Source organism: Microbispora sp. KK1-11 (assembly GCF_006874435.1).
In the GTDB taxonomy this organism is placed as follows: domain Bacteria; phylum Actinomycetota; class Actinomycetes; order Streptosporangiales; family Streptosporangiaceae; genus Microbispora; species Microbispora catharanthi.
In genome coordinates, this window is record NZ_VIRJ01000037.1 from 40749 (window position 1) to 55016 (window position 14268).

13 protein-coding genes are annotated in these 14268 nt (G+C 70.3%); 4 read left to right on the forward strand and 9 right to left on the reverse strand.

Annotated features, from left to right (window positions below; all coding sequences use genetic code 11):
* Positions 1-148: 148 nt before the first annotated feature.
* Positions 149-1861 (forward strand): fibronectin type III domain-containing protein, encoded by a 1713-nt coding sequence (locus FLW16_RS36795; protein WP_142565374.1) that lies wholly within the window; start codon positions 149-151, stop codon positions 1859-1861.
* A gap of 48 nt (positions 1862-1909) precedes the next feature.
* Here FLW16_RS36795 and FLW16_RS36800 read toward each other — a convergent pair whose 3' ends face one another.
* The 8 genes from FLW16_RS36800 to FLW16_RS36835 form a co-directional block, all read right to left on the reverse strand.
* The gene (locus tag FLW16_RS36800; protein WP_142565376.1) at positions 1910-2128 is read right to left on the reverse strand and encodes a hypothetical protein; all 219 of its coding nucleotides are present in this window, start codon (positions 2126-2128) and stop codon (positions 1910-1912) included.
* Between the two features lie 145 nt (positions 2129-2273).
* Positions 2274-3203, reverse strand: a complete 930-nt coding sequence (locus tag FLW16_RS36805) for a formylglycine-generating enzyme family protein (protein ID WP_142565378.1) — start codon at positions 3201-3203, stop codon at positions 2274-2276.
* A gap of 2 nt (positions 3204-3205) precedes the next feature.
* Complete coding sequence (locus FLW16_RS36810) at positions 3206-4624, reverse strand: sulfatase (protein ID WP_221891464.1); 1419 nt, start codon at positions 4622-4624, stop codon at positions 3206-3208.
* Positions 4621-6090, reverse strand: a complete 1470-nt coding sequence (locus tag FLW16_RS36815) for a sulfatase-like hydrolase/transferase (RefSeq protein ID WP_260615994.1) — start codon at positions 6088-6090, stop codon at positions 4621-4623. The genes FLW16_RS36810 and FLW16_RS36815 overlap by 4 nt, the downstream gene beginning before the upstream one ends.
* A complete protein-coding gene (locus FLW16_RS36820; RefSeq protein WP_142565379.1) occupies positions 6087-7085 on the reverse strand; it encodes an aliphatic sulfonate ABC transporter substrate-binding protein in 999 nt (332 codons plus the stop codon). Before FLW16_RS36820 ends, FLW16_RS36815 begins: the two co-directional genes overlap by 4 nt.
* Positions 7082-7867, reverse strand: a complete 786-nt coding sequence (locus FLW16_RS36825) for an ABC transporter ATP-binding protein (protein WP_142565381.1) — start codon at positions 7865-7867, stop codon at positions 7082-7084. Before FLW16_RS36825 ends, FLW16_RS36820 begins: the two co-directional genes overlap by 4 nt.
* Positions 7864-8664 carry an ABC transporter permease gene (locus FLW16_RS36830; protein ID WP_205825849.1) on the reverse strand — a complete coding sequence of 267 codons (801 nt, stop codon included), beginning with the start codon at positions 8662-8664 and terminating at the stop codon, positions 7864-7866. The genes FLW16_RS36825 and FLW16_RS36830 overlap by 4 nt, the downstream gene beginning before the upstream one ends.
* Positions 8664-9839, reverse strand: coding sequence for an ROK family transcriptional regulator (locus FLW16_RS36835; RefSeq protein WP_221891465.1), 1176 nt, complete (start codon positions 9837-9839; stop codon positions 8664-8666). The genes FLW16_RS36830 and FLW16_RS36835 overlap by 1 nt, the downstream gene beginning before the upstream one ends.
* A gap of 221 nt (positions 9840-10060) precedes the next feature.
* Between FLW16_RS36835 and FLW16_RS36840 the strand changes: the two genes are divergently transcribed.
* The 3 genes from FLW16_RS36840 to FLW16_RS36850 all read left to right on the forward strand — a co-directional run bounded on the left by FLW16_RS36840 (position 10061) and on the right by FLW16_RS36850 (position 13291).
* Positions 10061-12352 carry a family 43 glycosylhydrolase gene (locus FLW16_RS36840; RefSeq protein WP_221891466.1) on the forward strand — a complete coding sequence of 764 codons (2292 nt, stop codon included), beginning with the start codon at positions 10061-10063 and terminating at the stop codon, positions 12350-12352.
* Positions 12353-12468: 116 nt separating this feature from the next.
* Positions 12469-12870: a hypothetical protein gene (locus tag FLW16_RS44125; RefSeq protein WP_185949754.1), complete on the forward strand. Its 402-nt coding sequence runs from the start codon at positions 12469-12471 to the stop codon at positions 12868-12870.
* 7 nt (positions 12871-12877) lie between these two features.
* Positions 12878-13291, forward strand: coding sequence for a hypothetical protein (locus FLW16_RS36850; RefSeq protein WP_142565386.1), 414 nt, complete (start codon positions 12878-12880; stop codon positions 13289-13291).
* Here the strand turns inward: FLW16_RS36850 and FLW16_RS36855 are convergent.
* A complete protein-coding gene (locus FLW16_RS36855; RefSeq protein ID WP_142565388.1) occupies positions 13263-14102 on the reverse strand; it encodes an SMP-30/gluconolactonase/LRE family protein in 840 nt (279 codons plus the stop codon). The two genes, FLW16_RS36850 and FLW16_RS36855, sit on opposite strands and share 29 nt — an antisense overlap.
* Positions 14103-14268: the final 166 nt, after the last annotated feature.

The following is a 14268-nucleotide window of genomic DNA, read 5'->3' on the forward strand; positions in this document are numbered from 1 at the left end:
GGGTCTTGTACGGCCGTCCTTCCGGGGCTACGCTCGCGCCAAAACTATTAGGAAACTTTCCTAAGAAAGGGAAGGCCACGCGACCGGCCGTCGTGTCACCCGACGCCTCCTCGCGGACGCCGATCGGCACCCCGGAAGGACGGCATTGATGAAGAAACGGCTGCTCAGCGCGTTGTTACTCACGCTGGGCCTCTGTCTGGCAGGGGTCGGGGCCGGCCCCGCCCCCGCGTCGGCGGCGTCCAGCGCGGTGCTCGCGTACGCGGCCTGGGCGCCCTACACCTCTTACGCCACAGGGACGCGGGTGACCTACAACGGCACCGACTACGAGTGCATCCAGGGGCACACGTCGCTGCCGGGATGGGAGCCGCCCAACGTCCCGGCGCTGTGGAAGGCGGTCGGCACCAGTAGCGGCGACACCACGGCCCCGTCAGTCCCGGCCGGACTGCGGGTGACGGGCACCACGTCGAGCAGCGTGTCGCTCGCGTGGAACGCCTCCACCGACGACGTCGGCGTGACCGGCTACCAGGTCTACCGCGGCTCGCAGCTCGTCACCACCGTGACGGGGACGACGTACACCGACGGCGGCCTGGCCTCGGGCACCACGTACAGCTACACGGTCAGGGCACGGGACGCGGCGGGCAACGTGTCGGCGGCGAGCGCCGCCGTCTCGGCCACGACCGGCGCGGGCACCGGCACGCCGGGGCAGCCGGGCGCCCCCACGGTGACCGGCGGCACCGACACGTCGATCTCGCTGTCGTGGGCCGCCTCAAGCGGCACCGTCACCGGCTACCGCGTCTACGAGGGCACGACCCAGCGGGCCCAGGTCACCGGCACCACCGCGACGATCGGGTCGCTCGGCGCCTGCACCACCCACACCTACACCGTCAGGGCGTACAACTCCGCGGGCGAGTCGGCGGCGAGCGCCGCCGTCACCGGCACGACCACCGGATGCTCCTCCGGCGGTGGGCTGCCCAAGCACATCCTCACCGGCTACTGGCACAACTTCGTCAACCCCGCCGTCGAGCTCAAGCTGTCACAGGTGCCGCAGGACTACGACGTGGTCGCGATCGCGTTCGGAGAGGCGACCACCACGCCGGGCCAGGTGACGTTCGCCCTCGACTCCGGCCTGTCCACCGCCCTCGGCGGATACACCGAGGCCCAGTTCAAGGCCGACGTGCAGGCGCTCAGGCAGCGCGGTCAGAAGGTCATCCTCAGCGTCGGCGGCGAGGCGGGCCACGTGCAGGTGGCGAGTTCCGGCGCGGCCACGGCCTTCGCGAACTCGGTCTACTCGATCATGCAGACCTACGGGTTCGACGGCGTCGACATCGACCTGGAGAACGGCCTCAACGCCACCTACATGGCCCAGGCGCTGCGCGAGCTGCGGGCGAAGGCAGGCTCCGGACTGATCATCATGATGGCCCCGCAGACCATCGACATGCAGTCGACCGGCATGGAGTACTTCAAGCTCGCGCTGAGCGTCAAGGACATCCTCACCGTCGTCAACATGCAGTACTACAACTCCGGCGCGATGCTCGGCTGCGACCAGAAGGTCTACAGCCAGGGGTCGGTGGACTTCATGACCGCGCTGGCCTGCATCCAGCTGCAGAACGGCCTGCGTCCCGACCAGGTCGCGCTCGGCCTGCCGGCCGGTCCCGGCGCGGCCGGCGGCGGCGTCGTCTCCCCCGGCACGGTCACCAACGCCCTGAACTGCCTGGCGCGGCGCACCAACTGCGGGTCGTTCGTCCCCTCGCAGGCCTACCCCGACATCCGGGGCGCGATGACCTGGTCGATCAACTGGGACGCCGCGAACAACTGGAGCTTCTCCAGGACCGTCAAGCCCTTCCTCGCGACCCTGCCATGAGCCGCTGGACGCCCCGCACTCGGGGGTGCGGGGCGTCCGGTCGAAGCGTCAGGCGTAGAGGAACCAGAAGTTGCCGCCGCCGGTTCCCCATTCGCAGCGGAAGGAGGTCCACCAACCCCATTGGATGCCGAGGTTGCCGCCGTTGTAACAGTCCGACTGGTAGTAGTAGGCGTACCGGATGCTGTCCGCGTGTGCCGGCGCCGTCGCGACGGACACCAGGCCGGCGGCCAGGACGGCGGAGACGAGTAGAGCCCGTACCGTACGCATGCGATCCTCCCGGGATAGACGCCCACAGGGTGAGCGGCACCCGCACTATCGCATCGCTGATCAAGGGCGGCCAGGGAGCGCCGGAGGGCACCGTTTCGACCTGCCCGGCCGCCGGGGCGGCGCTGAAAGATTCACGAACTCCTGATCACAGGGCCACGGTGCGGAATCCGGCGTTGGCCATGGAGGAGTCGGGGGTGTTCGACGACCGTGCCGAGTTGCGGTAGCGGTTGCAGTAGGAGTCGTGGCACAGGAACGAGCCGCCGCGCAGCACCCGGGCCCTGCCGCGCAGCGGACCGCGCGGGTTGTCCGAGGGCGAGTAGACGTAGTAGTCGGGCGCGTACCAGTCCGCGCACCACTCCCAGACGTTCCCCACCGTCTGCCACAGCCCGTACGCGTTGGGCGCGAACGTACGAACCGGGGCGGTCGTGAGGTAACCGTCGTCCAGGGTGTTCTCCGTGGGGAAGACGCCCTGCCAGATGTTGACCCGCCACTCGTCGCCGGAAAGGTCACCGTGCAGGTCGTCTCCCCAGGGGTAGCGGGCGCCGTCGAGGCCGCCCCGGGAGGCGTACTCCCACTCGGCCTCTGTGGGCAGCCGCCGGCCCGCCCACGAGCAGTACGCCATCGCGTCGTTCCAGCTCACGTGGACCACCGGGTGGTCGGGCTCGGCCTGCGACAGCCGCCCGGCGGGGTGGCGCCAGTCGGCGCCGCGCACGCCCACCCACCAGGGGGTGCCGGGCACGGGCCCCATCACGTCGTCGGGGTGGGCGCGCATCGCCAGGTGGAAGACGGCGGAGAAGCCGTACTCCTCCGCCTCGGTGCGGTAACCGGTCGCCTCGGCGAAGACGGCGAAGTCCGCGACCGTCACCGTCGTGGCGTCGATCGAGAACGGCGCCACGGTGACCGCGTGCACAGGCCCCTCGCCGTCGCCGGGGTTGCCGTCGCCGGTGGCGTCGCCCATCCGGAACTCGCCGCCGGGCAGGCGCGCCTGCTCGATCCCGTGCCGGCCCCCCGCGGTGAAACGAACCGGCTCACGGGGCTGTCCCGGCGTGGCGGGCGTGCAGCAGCTCCCCGACATGGTCAGATTCCTTCCGGCACCGGCTGGCTCGGGTGCGGCTCGTCGCCGAGGGCCGCCTGCGCGTGCCACATGCGGATCTTCATCTCCTCGCGGACCTCGCGGTAGGCCGGGTCGTCGTAGACGTTGCGCAGTTCCTCCGGGTCGGCCTCCAGGTCGTACAGCTCCCACTCGCCCGGGTAGGTGAACGCGCCCGTGCCGGGGATGCCCATGCCGTCGTTGTAGAAATAAATGATCTTGTAGCGGGACGTACGGTAGCCGTAGTGGGCCGGCGCCTTGTGGAAGACGTCGTCGTGCTCCCAGTAGCGGTAGTACATGCCCTCCGCGGGCGGCGGGCCCGGCTCGCCGGTCAGGTCGGCGAGGAAGCTGCGGCCCTGCATCCGGGGGTGGTGCGCCACCCCGGCCGCGTCCAGCACGGTCTGCGCGAAGTCGACGTTCGTGACGATCCCGGTGTGCACCCGGCCGCCCGGGATGCGCCGCGGATAGCTCAGCACGAGCGGCATCCGCAGCGACTCCTCGTACATGAACCGCTTGTCGAACCATCCGTGGTCGCCAAGGAAGAAGCCCTGGTCGGAGCAGTACATCAGCAGCGTGTCGTCGAGGTCGCCGCGCTCGCGCAGCCAGTCGACCACCCGGCCGACGTTGTCGTCCACCGACGCGACGACGGCCAGGTAGTCCTCCATGTAGCGCTGGTACTTCCACAGCGCCAGTTCCTCGTACGACAGCCCCTCAGGCGGGTCCTGCTTGAGGTCCTCGGCGTTGAGGTGCTCGGCGATCCGCATGGCGGCCCGCCGGGCCGACGACGAGCGCGTCGCGTAGTCGTCGTCGAACGTCGCGGGCACCGGGATGGGGTCGGTGTACATCCCCGCGTGCTTGTCGTCCGGCTCCCACGGGCGGTGCGGCGCCTTGTGGTAGATCAGCAGGCAGTAGGGATCGTCGCCGTCGAGCGAGTCGGCCCAGCTCAGCGCCATGTCCGTGATGAGGTCGGTGGCGTAGCCGGGGACGGTGCGCAGGCCCTCCTCCGACAGGAACGACGGATCGAAGTACTCCCCCTGCTCGATCAGCACGTCCCAGTAGTCGAACCCCTGGGGGTTGTGCCCCGGGCCGTCCCCCATGTGCCACTTGCCGACGATCGCGGTGCGATATCCGGCCGCCTTCAACTGGCTCACGAACGTCGGCTGCGCCGCGTCGATCGGCGTGACCAGCGTCGAGACGCCGTTCACGTGCGAGTAGGTCCCGGTCAGGATGCTGGCCCGGCTCGGCGAGCACAGCGCGTTGGTGGCGAAGCAGTTGTCGAACCGGACGCCGAGGTCCGCGATCTCGTCGATCCGCGGCGTCCGGTTGACGACCGAGCCGTACGCGCTGACCGCGTGCGACGCGTGGTCGTCGGTCAGGATCATGACGATGTTGGGACGCCTGCTCACGTGTAGGTCGCCTCGTCCAGCCCGCTCAGGGTGGGGTCGTAGGAGACGTCGCCGACGTCGTACATCGAGGTCATCCAGTGGTAGAAGTTGTCGCCCCGGTCGCGCAGCACCTGGTAGAGCCGCCGCATCAGCCGTCCGCGCACCTCCGCCATCTCGGGATGGTCGTAGACGTTGAGCAGTTCGTCCGGGTCGGTGAGCAGGTCGTACAGCTCGTTGGTCGAGTCGGGGTTGACGACCAGCTTGTAGCGGTCCGTCCTGATCATCCGCTGCGGGTACGGGAAGTGGTGCCCGTGGAACTCGCAGACGATGTCCTGCTCCCACGGCACCTCGTGGGTGGAGGCGAGCGGGACGAGGCTGCGCGAGTCGACCGCGGGGGCGGGGTCGATCCCGGCCAGCTCCAGGATGGTCGCCGTGCAGTCCAGCAGGCTGACGAACTCCGTACGGACGACCCCGGGCTCCTGGCCGGGGATCCGCAGCAGGCCGGGCGTGCGGTAGATGTCCTCGTACATCGCCGGGCCCTTGTCGTGCAGCCGGTGGGCCCCGGTGAACTCGCCGTGGTCGCAGGTGAAGAACACGGCCGTGTCGTCGTTCAGGCCGAGGCGCCGCATGGCGTCCATGACCCGGCCGATCTCCATGTCGATGAGCGCGACGTAGCCCCAGTAGACCGCGATGAGCTTGCGCGTCACCTCCAGCGGCATGGTGTCGAACGTCCAGTGCGCGCTGTAGTTGGCCTGCACCGGCGGCTTGCCGGCGAAGGTCTCGGCGATCGACTTGGGCAGCTCGACCAGCTCGGGGTCGAACATGTCGAAGTACTCGTCCGGCACGATGTACGGCAGGTGCGGGCCGAAGAAGTTGAGCTGCAGGAAGAACGGCTTCGGGTCTGCGGCGTACCGCTCCAGCATCTCGATCGCCCGGGTGGCGAGGTAGTGCTCGAACGTCGCCTCGACCGGCTGGCGCAGCCGCGCGGCGAGCAGGTTGCCCGGCCCGCCGTTCGGCAGCGTCCCGCGGATCCGGTCGTGGATCTCGTAGGGCGGCAGGTCGTTGGCCTTGAGATAGTCCAGGTAGTCGGGGTGGTCCACCGGGTTGTGCCACCCCGGCAGGTCCGGCCCGTCGAACCCGAAGTCGGCCGCCCGCCGGTGGTGCCCGACGTGCCACTTGCCGATGAGCCCGCAGTTGTACCCGGCGTCCCGGAGGGCCGTGGAGAAGGCCCACTGGTCGTCGGGCAGGTCCTCGATGTAGCCGACGTTCCTCTCGTGGTTGGCGAGCAGCTTGTGCCGGAACGGCGCCTGCCCGGTGAGCAGGCTCGCCCGCGCCGGGGTGCAGATCGCGGTGGGCGTGTACCAGCGGTCGAACCGTGTCCCGGTCCGGGCCAGCTCGTCCAGCACCGGGGTCGCGGCGAGACGGTTGCCGTACGCCCCCAGGGTGTCGGCCCGGTGCTGGTCGGTCATCAGGAACAGGACGTTCACTTGGCCGCGCCCGTGAACAGATCGCCGGTGTAGTACGTCTTCGGGTCCACGGCCGAGGGCAGCTTGCCCGCGCCGACGAAGTAGTCACCCATCCCGCTCAGCCACTTCTCGATCGTCCCGTCCTTGGTGTAGCCGTCCAGGTCGGAGAGCGACAGCACCTTCGAGTTGGCGGCGTCGGCCTTGACCTGGTCGGCCGGCAGCTTCAGCATCTCGGCGGTCGCGGCCACGGTCTCGTCGAGGTGCTCGCTGCGGTACTGGATGGCGTCGCGCAGCACGCCGATGACCTTCTCGGTCTTGTCCTTCTCCTTGGCGACGACGTCGTTGCCCGCGACGAACGCGGTCGGGAACGACACGGTGTCGGCGAAGTCCTCGTTCTTGGCCAGCTCGACCAGGTCGGGGACGCTCTTCTTGATCGTGGCGATGGCCGGATACCAGAAGCCGGCCGCGTCGATCTGCTTGGAGGTGAACGCCGACACGATGGTGGACGCGTCCATCGGGACGATCTTCACGTCGTCCTTGGTCAGCCCGGCCTTCTTCAGCGCGAGGGTGAGGATCATGTCGCCGGAGGTGCCCTCGGGCACGCCGATCGTCTTGCCCTTCAGGCCCGCCAGGGACGTGATGCCGGCCTGGGCGATGACGCGGTCGGCGTTGCCGAGCGTGTTCAGCGCGACGACCTTGGCCTTGCCGGAGGCGGGCAGCCACATGGCGCCGGGGCCGATGTAGCCGAAGTCGAGGTCGCCGGTGCCCAGCGCCTGGATCTGCAGCGGGCCGTTGGTGAACACGCTGACCTTGGCGTCGAGGCCGTGCTTCTTCCACAGGCCCTGCTTGTCGGCCACGGCGAGCAGGCTCGCGCCGTTGAAGTCGGCGATGTAGCCGAAGTCCACGTGGGTGGTGCCGCCGTCCGCGCCGCCCGCGGCACCGGAGTCGTCCGATCCGCAGGCCGCCGCCGACAGTGCCACGACGACCGCCGCGGCGGCCAGGAGTGTCTTCTTCATTTCGCGGGCTCCTTGATCTGCCGCTGGTGGTACACCGCGTGCCAGACGCGGTTGCGCAGGGCCCCGAACTCGGGGCTCAGCCTCATGTCCTCGTCGCGCGGGTAGGGGAGGTCGACGTCGATGATCTCGGCGATGCGGCCCGGCCTGGCGGCCATGACGACCACCCGGTTGGCGAGGAACACCGCCTCGTCGACGTCGTGGGTGATGAACATGACCGTCCGCCGTTCCTTGCTCCAGGTCTCCAGGAGCTGCTCCTGGAGCCGCACCCGGGTCAGCGCGTCCAGGGCGCCGAAGGGCTCGTCCATGAGCAGGATCGACGGGTTCACCGCGTACGCGCGGGCGATGGCGCACCGCTGCTTCATGCCGCCCGACAGCGTCTTGGGCAGCGCGTCGGCGAACTGCTCAAGGCCGACCAGGCGGATGAAGTGCTCGGCCCGCTCCCGCCGCTCCCCCTTGGGGACCTTCGCGGTGCGCATGCCGAACTCGACGTTCTCGCGGACGGTCAGCCACGGGAACAACGCGTACTGCTGGAAGATGACGCCGCGCTCGGGGCCGGGGCCGGTGACGGGCTTGCCGTCCACCAGCGCGGTGCCGCCGGTGGGCTGCTCCAGCCCGGCGAGGATGTTGAGCAGCGTGCTCTTGCCGCAGCCGGAGGGGCCGACCACGGTCACGAACTCGTTGTCGGCGATGTCGAGCGAGACGCCGCCGAGCGCGACGAACGGCTCCTTCCCCACCGGGAAGACCTTCTGGACGTCGCGTACGGAGATCTTGGGAGTGCTCATCGGTTCTCCTGCCAGGCCGTCAGCTTGTTGCCGGCGATCATGAGCAGCCGGTCCATGATCAGGCCGAGGACCCCGATCGCGATGATGCCGACGAAGATCGTCGGGAGGTCGTAGTAGAGCTGCGCGCTCTGCATCCGGTGACCGAGCCCGGCCTGGGCGGCCAGGAGTTCGGCGGCCACCAGCGTCCCCCAGGCCGAGCCGAGCCCGACCCGCATGCCCACGAGGATGAACGGCGTCGAGGCCGGCACCACCACGCGGCCGAAGATGGTCCCGTCGCTCGCGCCGAGCACCCGCGCGGCGTTGATGAGCGTCTTGTCCACGTTCACCACGCCCTGGTAGGTGGAGATGACGCAGGACAGGAACGCCGCGAGGAAGATGACGAAGATCTTCGGGCTCTCCCCGATGCCCATCAGGACGAGCACCAGGGGCAGCATCGCCAGCGGCGGGATGGTGCGGAAGAACTGGATCCACGGCTCGAACAGGCCGCGGGCCACCGTGTACCACCCCATGACGAAGCCGACGATCACCGCCGCGACCGAGCCGAGGGCGAACCCGGCCAGCACACGCCCGAGTGAGGCGCCGACGTCGGTGGCGAGCGTGCCGTCCTGGATCATCTTCCAGGCGGCCGAGACGACCTCGGCCGGAGTGGGGAACTGGAGCCCGGCCAGGGACAGCCCCCACCAGATCGCGATTCCGGCCACGATCGAGATGATGTTGAGGACCAGGAAGGTCCGGTTCTTGCGCGGCCGGGCGGGGGCGTTGTCGGCCCTCGTGGCGCCCGCACTGGTCACGGCCACTATCGGCCTCCGTCCGTCGTGACGTTCGCTTCGTATCCGGCGAGCAGGGGGGACTCGTGGAACAGGGCCGCGATGGCCCCGCGCGCCCCGCCGTCGTCCGAGAGCAGGGCGGGGCGGATCACGGGCGCCGAGTCGGCGCGCCATGACAGCTCGTAGGTGACGGTGTCCGCGACCTGGCGCAGCAGGGCCGGAGCGACCTGGATGATCTCGCCGCCGAGCACGATCTCGTCCGGATTGAGTGTCATGGCCGCCGTGCCGAGCACGCGGCCGACCACCATGCCCGCCTCGCGGAGCACCTGGTCCACGGTCGGGTGGGCGATCTCCACCGCGGCCTTCAGGTCGTCCAGCGTGTCCACGGGCACACCGAGCTCGCGGCACCGCCCGAGGATCGCCGGGACCGACGCGACGGTCTCCACGCACCCGTTCTTGCCGCAGCGGCACCGCGCGCCGCCGGGGACGGCGGTCACATGGCCGAGCTCCCCCGCGTACCCGTTGGAGCCCTTGACGAGCTGTCCGCCCACCACGAGACCCCCGCCGACGCCGTCGGACAGGCGCAGGTAGATGAGGTCGCGTACGGAGTCGGACTGGGCGTGCAGGGCCTCGGCCAGCCCGGCGAAGCGCACGTTGTTGTCGACGATCACGCCGGCGTGGAAGCGGGTGGCGAACACCTCGGCCACGCCGTCGGCGCTCGATCGGTCGCCCCAGCCCGGCACGCCGATGGCGATCGCCTGGAGCGCCCCGTAGTGGACGCCGGTCTCGGCGCTCAGCCGGTCGATCAGCGCGAGCCCGGCGTCGAGACGCTCGGGCCACTGTGCCGACTCCTCGTAGCGGGCGGTCCCGGACGCGATGATGTCGTGCGCGGCGTCGGCCACCAGGACGTTCACGCGGCGGTGGCCGAAGTCGACGCCCATGTACTGCCCGGAGGCCGGGTCCAGCGCGAGCCGCTCGGCCGGCCGGCCGCTGCCCACGCGCTCCACGGCGTCGGTGTCGACGACGCGGATGGCACCGCGGCCGAGGAGATCACTGGTGATCTCGGAGACCGTGGTGCGTGACAGGCCGACCCGGGCCGCGATCTCGTTACGGCTCTGCGCGCCGTTCTGACGGAGCACGCGCAACACCCGCTCCTCATGGGAGCGGCGCACGAGGGCATGCACGCCGTTGGGGGTCGTTGACACGCTGGAAACCTAAGGTTCGTCTGTTTTTTACGTCAACCATCCGACAAAAAGATTCGATAAATATGTCCGGGATCTTGACGAAAACCTCTGACCAGCACGGACACCTCCCCGACAAGCTCCCAGGCATCCTGCCGCATCCGCCGGGGGCCACTGAGGCCCCTGGGACACAGGATTCTGACGGCGTCTCGACGGAAAAATTTCGCCTGTCTACGGTGCTCGCCGTGAGACAACTGGTGATCGGAGCCTTACTCCTCGCGTCCTCCGTGGCCCCGGCGACGCTGCCCGCCCAGGCATCGACAGCGCAGGCATCGACTGCGCAGGCGGTGTCCGGCCCCACCTACACCAACCCGGTGAGCGCCGGGGCGGTGCAGACCTTCCCCGACCCCACGATGATCCGCGGCAAAGACGGCCTCTGGTACGCCTACGGCACCACGAACCCGATCGACGGGAAGAACGAGCACATCCTGCCGATGCTCACCTCCCCCGACATGGTGCACTGGACGTACGCGGGAGACGTCTACACCGGAGCCGACCACCCCTCGTGGTGGCCGAACGGCACGCGTCCCTGGGCGCCGGACATCCGGTACGTGAACGGGACCTACCACCTGACGTACGCGCTCTCCACGGGCGGCGTGGCGCTCGCGACCAGCCCGCACCCGACCGGGCCCTGGACCGATCACGGCCTGATCGTTCCGGCGGGCGGCAGCGGCTGCCCGACCGGCAACATCGACCAGGCCATGTACACCGACGTGAACGGTGACAACTACCTCTACTGGGGCAGCTACGACACGATCTGCGGCGCGAAGATGAACGCCGAGGCGACCGAGGTCACCGGCCCGGTCACGCAGATCGCCCGCGGGCGCCGCATGGAGGGCGGCTTCGTCGTCCGGCGCGACGGCAAGTACTACCTGTTCTACTCCGACGCCGGGTGCTGCGACGGCGCGTTCAGCGGCTACACCGTCAAGGTCGGCCGCTCCGACAGCCCGCTCGGGCCGTTCACCACCCCGACCGGCGTCAACCTGATGGACCTGACCAGCAAGGACGGCATCGTCCTCGCGGCCAACGGCAACGGCTGGGTCGGCCCGGGCCACAACGCCATCCAGACCGACCTCAGCGGGCAGGACTGGCTGGTCTACCACGCGATCCCCTCGTCGGCCCCCGAGTTCGGGCAGGCCACGACGACCTGGGGCACGACCATCAGCAACCTGGCCCGCCGGCCGCTGATGATCGACCGGCTCGACTGGATCGACGGCTGGCCGGTCGTACGGGCCGGGGCCGGGCCGTCCACCGGCGAGCAGCCGGCGCCGGTCACCACCTGGACCGTGGGCGGCACGTTCAACGAGGGCAAGGACGGGTGGACCGGGCCGTGGAAGCTCGCCTCCGACCCCGACTCGCTCGGCTACCTCACCGGCAAGGGCGTGACCAGCGAGCTCAGCGACGACACGGTCGAGGGCGACGTGCGGGTGGAGGCCGACCTGCGCCTCGGCGAGGGCGGCACCGCCGCCGGGCTCTTCGTGACCCGCGAGAACGGCGCGAGGAACATCACCGCGTGGCTCGACCGGGAACAGGGCGCGCTCGTGGTGACGGTCAAGGTGAACGGGAAGACGACGACCGTCTCCAGCCCGCTGCCGGCCTCGTTCGACTACGGCTCCTGGCACAACGTCGCCGCCGAGCGGCGCGGGAACGCCCTGGCCGTGTCGGTGTCGGCCGACCGGCTCGGGGACCCGCTCGCGACGGTCTCCACGACGCTGCCCGACGGCGCGCCCACCTCCGGCGCCATCGGCGTGACCACGCGCGGCGCCGCCGACGCCGACAACGTGGGCGCCGCTCCGCTGTACCAGCCGGTGACCGAGCGGGTGCCCGACCCCGTCCTGGGCAAGCAGCTCACGGCGTACTCCGACGAGTTCGACGGCACCGGCTCGCCCACCGGCTGGACCAAGGTCCGCAACCCGTCGGCCACCCTGTCGAACGGCTCCCTGGTCTGGCCGACGCAGAACGCCGAGCTGTACCTGGGCAACAACACCGCGTCGATCCTGCTCCGCGACGCGCCGCAGGGCGACTTCGCCGTGGAGACGAAGCTCACCTTCAACGGCACGAAGGGCAACCAGCAGGCCGGTCTGCTGCTGTACGAGAACGACGACCGGTGGCTGAAGCTGACCCACTCGATCCTGCCGCTGAACAACGGCGGCGGCGCGGTGCTCCACCAGACCGAGTTCGGCAAGGAGGGCCCGCGTCCGGGCACCACCCCGCCCACCGCGGTCGCCAACGCGCCCATGTTCGGCGGCCCGGCCGCGGAGACCACCTGGCTGCGGCTCGTCTACCACTACGACCAGGAGAACGGCGAGCACGACGTCCGGATGGCGTCGAGCACCGACGGCACCCACTGGATCTGGGGCGGCACCTGGTCGCTCCCGCGCACCGGTCCGGTGAAGATCGGCCTGATCTCGATGAACACGGCGGGCGCCACCGTGACGTTCGACTACCTGCGGACGTACGAGGTGACCAGCCGATAACCGGCGACCGGCCGCCCCTTCACCCAAGGGGCGGCCGCTCGACGAGCGGGGAATGATCCGGTCCGGTTTCCGCCGGGGCCGGGGCGCGGGCCCGCGGGCGGGGTAGAGGCACTTCGATGCCGATCATCCACCACACCCTCACGGGATTCCCTGGCGCCCTTCCGCGACGGCCCGCGCCGGCACCGGTCGCACTGTCCCTGGCACTGGCCCTGGCCCTGTCCCTGGCACTGGCCCTGGCCCTGTCCCTGGTGGCGCCGACGGCCGCGGGCGCGGCGGCGGCCGGTGACGGCAACGGGAACCGCTCCGCCGTACGCGTGGGCAACGGCTCGGCCAACCGCAACCTGGTGGCGATGGGCAGCACGCACCTGCGCGGCGCCCTTCACCAGTTCTCGGCGGGAGTGGGCGGGCTCAGCAGCGTGCAGGGCGGGCTGTGCAGGCCGCGCGGCCGGCTCTGCGCGCTGTCGCAGAACATCCGCGCCCGCGGCCCGTCGGGCGACGGCACCGGGCGTGGGCGGTGAACCGCTGATGCGCCGCGGTCTCGCCCTGACGGCGGTCACGATCGCGACGGCGGTGCTCGCCGCGTCGCCGCCTGCCGCCGCGCATGCGGGGGTGACCCGTGCGGCCGGGAACGGCGACCGCAACGGCAACAGCGCCGCCGTCCGCCTCGGCAACGGGATTCGCAACGTCAGCCAGCTGACGGTGGGCAGCGCGCGGAGCGGGACCGGCATCCAGCAGAGGACGGTCGGCGTCGGCGGCCTGGCCAACGCGCAGAGCATCGTCTGCCGCCGGTCGTCCCGCCTCTGCGACCTGACGCAGCGGGTGCGGGCGTCGGACCGGCAGAACGACGTGGTCCGCCTTGCGGAGGCGCGAACCCGCCGGGACACCGGGTCGGCGTCCAGGCGCCGGACGTCTACGGCCAGCCCGCGCCGGGCACCGTGACCTCGGTCGAGAGCACCCGCCCGGTCCCGGGTGGCACCATCACGGGCATGCGCCACTCGGCCGCCACGATGAACAGCGTCTTCCCGTCCTGGCCGCCGAGCGTGCAGGCGAAGCATCCCCGGTCGACTTCGACGGTCTGGAGGACCTCACCGCCCTCCCGGATCCGCACGCAGCGCTTGTTGCCGACGTCGGCGTACCAGACCGCGCCCTCCGCGTCGACGCAGATGCCGTCGGGGTGGTCCTCGCCGGTCTCGGCCCAGACCCGGCGACCGGACAGGCCGCCGTCCGCCTCGATGTCGAAGGCGATGAGCCTGTTGCCGTACGAGTCGGCGACGATCAGCGTCGAGTTGTCCGGCGTCACGGCCATGCCGTTGGGGAAGGCGATATCGTCCGCCACTTGGCGTGCCGAACCGTCGGGGCCGACGTGCACGACGTATCCGGGGGCGAACGCCTCACCGGTGGCCATGTCGAAACCGATGCGGTTGACGTAGATGTTGCCGCGACCGTCGATGACGATGTCGTTCCAGCTGCGCCCGAGACCGGTGAGGTCGGCCAGGGTCGCCAGCGAGCCGTCGGGTTCCAGCCGTTGCAGCAACCCCCGCGCGGAGTCGACGATCACCAGCCGTCCGTCGGCCTGCCAGGCCGTGCAGAGCGGAAGCGAGTCCACCCGGGCCACCACTTCGTGCGTGCCGTCCAGGTCGAGCGCGATCACCTCGTGCGCCGTCCAGTCGGAGAAGTACAGGCGGCCGTCGTGCCAGCGTGGCGACTCGACCAGCCCGAGACCGGTGAGCCACGTGCGCACGTCCGTCATCGAAGGCTCCCATCGCCGCGTCGAGTGGACAGTACGCGGCCGCTACGACAATTTCCGCGTGCTTCTCACCGGCGAGGGATCGGAGCACAACGGAGATCGTTCCGTTGGGAGGTCCTAATCCTCGTTCAGCGGCCGTGACGAGCACGCCGCCCGGGGGTAGATGCCC

What these genes read in the sequence shown, in the direction of transcription:
- FLW16_RS36795 (WP_142565374.1), top strand. Translation starts at nt 149, where the DNA reads ATGAAGAAACGGCTGCTCAGCGCGTTGTTACTCACGCTGGGCCTCTGT.
- FLW16_RS36800 (WP_142565376.1), bottom strand. Translation starts at nt 2,128, where the DNA reads ATGCGTACGGTACGGGCTCTACTCGTCTCCGCCGTCCTGGCCGCCGGC.
- FLW16_RS36805 (WP_142565378.1), bottom strand. Translation starts at nt 3,203, where the DNA reads ATGTCGGGGAGCTGCTGCACGCCCGCCACGCCGGGACAGCCCCGTGAG.
- FLW16_RS36820 (WP_142565379.1), bottom strand. Translation starts at nt 7,085, where the DNA reads ATGAAGAAGACACTCCTGGCCGCCGCGGCGGTCGTCGTGGCACTGTCG.
- FLW16_RS36825 (WP_142565381.1), bottom strand. Translation starts at nt 7,867, where the DNA reads ATGAGCACTCCCAAGATCTCCGTACGCGACGTCCAGAAGGTCTTCCCG.
- FLW16_RS44125 (WP_185949754.1), top strand. Translation starts at nt 12,469, where the DNA reads ATGCCGATCATCCACCACACCCTCACGGGATTCCCTGGCGCCCTTCCG.
- FLW16_RS36850 (WP_142565386.1), top strand. Translation starts at nt 12,878, where the DNA reads ATGCGCCGCGGTCTCGCCCTGACGGCGGTCACGATCGCGACGGCGGTG.
- FLW16_RS36855 (WP_142565388.1), bottom strand. Translation starts at nt 14,102, where the DNA reads ATGACGGACGTGCGCACGTGGCTCACCGGTCTCGGGCTGGTCGAGTCG.